The organism is Nostoc cf. edaphicum LEGE 07299, from assembly GCF_015207245.1.
GTDB classification, from domain to species: Bacteria; Cyanobacteriota; Cyanobacteriia; order Cyanobacteriales; family Nostocaceae; genus Nostoc; species Nostoc edaphicum_B.
On sequence record NZ_JADEXF010000908.1, the window covers coordinates 1 to 2,808 of the forward strand.

Genomic DNA, 2,808 nt, shown 5'->3' on the forward strand with positions numbered 1-2,808 from the left:
CGCTACCAGTTAGACCAAAAATTCTTTCTTTGAGAATAGAATCTTCTCCATTCCAAAGTGCGATCGCAAGTTGAAAATAAGCAAAACTATTAATTAACCACAAACAGCGAAGGAGACTAACGCTAACTTCAACCTATTGGTTGATAGTCTCTAGATATGGCCGCGGTTGGTGAAAACCCTGGAGTGAAGCATCGACGATGAGGCAAACTTCGATATGCATACCATCAGGATCGGAGAATGATAAGTTAAGTACTGGGCCAAGGTCAGCGATCGCGCCATCACTCACACCTCGATCTATCAGTTTGCGGCGGATAATCTGAAATGCTGATTCTGTTGGGGCATTCAAAGCTAAGTGGTCGATGTGTCCCCGTCCAAACATATCCGGCAATCCAGAACTATGAATATTATTAGGCATCTCTGCTGCGTGAAGTACGCTCTGCGATCCAGCTAGCAGAAGTGCGTGACGAAAGGATGGGGTCGTCTCTTGGAAGATTACTGGCATCTCGAATACATCAGTATAGAAGTCGATAAAGCGGTCGATATCTGCTGTCACCACTGCAACATGGTGGATACCTGATACAAGGCTCATGGTGTTACTCCAGTTAGATTGTGCAATTTCTTTTCTATGAATAGGGAGCGATAACTTCTCTAGGAGACGCCTTAGTGAAGCGCTCGCGATCGTGCCGTTGGTCAAAATCAACGATCGGCCCCTTCGGCACAATTCGATTTGGATTAATATCAGTCATACTCATGTAATAGCCGCGCTTGGTATAGTCTAGATTGCAAGTCGCTTTGAACTCAGGACGCTGATATAGGTCTAGTAAATAATTCCAGAGATTTGGATAGTCGATAATTCGCCGCAAATTGCACTTAAAGTGACTGTAATACACTGAGTCGAAGCGATACAGAGTTACAAACATACAAATATCAGCTTCGGTGAGTTGATTGCCACATAAATATCGCTGCTGGCTCAGAATGGCTTCCCATCGATCTAAACTCTCGAAAAGTTCTGTCACCGCATCTTCATAGGCTGCTTGTGAAGTCGCAAAACCAGCGCGATATACACCAGCATTGATTGGTAAATAAATTGCATCGATTGTTTCATCAATCTGATGCTGTAAGTCGCGTGGGTATAAGTCTATTTTTTGTGTTGCCAATTCCCCAAACTCTACGTCAAACATCCGCATGATTTCGCGAGATTCGTTATTGATGATTGTTTGAGTTTGCTTATCCCACAACACCGGAACAGTAACTCGTCCTGTGTATTTGGGAGCGGCTTTCAGATAAACCTCTTGCAAATATTGAGTGTGATTTACCCAGTCTGGAATAGCTCCCGGTGCTTCAGAAAACATCCATCCCTTGTCGCTCATAATCGGATCGACGATAGAGACTGAGATGACATCATTCAAACCTTTGATTTCTCGCATAATTAAGGTGCGATGCGCCCACGGACACGCCAAGGAAATGTAGAGGTGATAGCGTCCTGCTTCTACCTTAAACCCATTTGAACCATCGGCAGTTACGCGATCGCGAAACGTTGTCGGCGTTTCCTTGAACTTACCGCTGGGATCTGATTTATTCTCATTGGTTGTCCATTTGCCTTCGATCATCATTCCTGACGGCATAATTTCCTCCTAACACTAAAGCGTGTCTATAAACTTTTGAGGATTACTTCAGCATTACGTCTTGCCTTTTCTGAAGGATGTTAATTTCTTAAGAATTCTTGACAAAATCGACTTTGCAGATGACCACGGTTCCCCACATCAACTCGTTGTCGCCAACCAAGCACGTAAAACCTCTGCCACTGTCCACGCTTGGGCAATACATCCCCGTGGAGTTATCGGAGCATCACCATCAAAAATTTCGCTGAGACTACCAACACCGTGTGCAGTGAGATGATTAGCCATTGGTTCCAAAAATTGACGAGCCTGATCAGGATTTTTGTAGACGCGCAAGTGTGCTAACACGAACGGCCCCAACAACCAACCCCAAACTGTCCCCTGATGGTAAGCTCCATCACGTTGATACTGATTGCCACCGTATTCTCCCTGATATTGAGGATGATCGGGCGCTAGCGATCGCAACCCATGAGAAGTCAGCAGCGATCGTCCGCAAGCTTCCACCACGCCCCTTTGCTGGGCAGGTGTCAGCGGACTTTCTGGTAATGACACAGCAAATATTTGATTAGGACGCAGCAACCCATCATTACCATCAGGACTGTCTAAAACGTCATAACAATAACCTGTCTCGTCATTCCAGAAGCGAGAAAATCTATATTTTGCCCGTTCTGCCATTGCCTCATATTCTTGGTGTGGTTTACCAAGGTGACGGGCAAACTTTGCCATTGTCCGTAAAGCATTGTACCAAAGGGCGTTAACTTCGATCGGTTTGCCAATTCGGGGCGTAACTACCCAATCGTCAACTTTGGCATCCATCCAGGTCAGTTGTACGCCTGCAACGCCTGCATAAAGTAAGCCATCGGCAGCATCAAGATGAATATTGTAGCGTGTACCGCGACAGTGCCAATCAATAATGTCTGCAAGTATGGGAAAGAGTTCACCAAGCAAGGTATCATCGTCTGTAGCGCTGTAGTAGGCGCGGACTGCTTCAAAATACCAGAGAGTGGCATCGACTGTATTATATTCTGGTTGCTCACCTGCATCGGGAAAGCGATTAGGTAACATTCCCTGGTCTACGTATTTGGCAAAGGTGCGAAGAATTGAGCGTGCTACCTCTGGGCGACCAGTGGAAATTGTCAAACCAGGTAGACTAATCATCGTGTCGCGTCCCCAGTCGCTAAACCAGTGA

3 protein-coding genes are annotated in these 2,808 nt (G+C 45.8%); all 3 read right to left on the minus strand.

Translation table 11 applies throughout. The features are described 5' to 3' along the window. Positions 1-133: 133 nt before the first annotated feature. Positions 134-589, minus strand: coding sequence for a VOC family protein (locus IQ229_RS22460; protein ID WP_194047540.1), 456 nt, complete (start codon positions 587-589; stop codon positions 134-136). A 34-nt stretch (positions 590-623) separates the two neighbouring features. Then, positions 624-1,625 (minus strand): glutathione S-transferase family protein, encoded by a 1,002-nt coding sequence (locus tag IQ229_RS22465; RefSeq protein WP_194047542.1) that lies wholly within the window; start codon positions 1,623-1,625, stop codon positions 624-626. A gap of 138 nt (positions 1,626-1,763) precedes the next feature. After that, the coding region (locus IQ229_RS22470) for an amylo-alpha-1,6-glucosidase (RefSeq protein WP_322744047.1) at positions 1,764-2,808 on the minus strand (1,045 nt) is incomplete at its 5' end.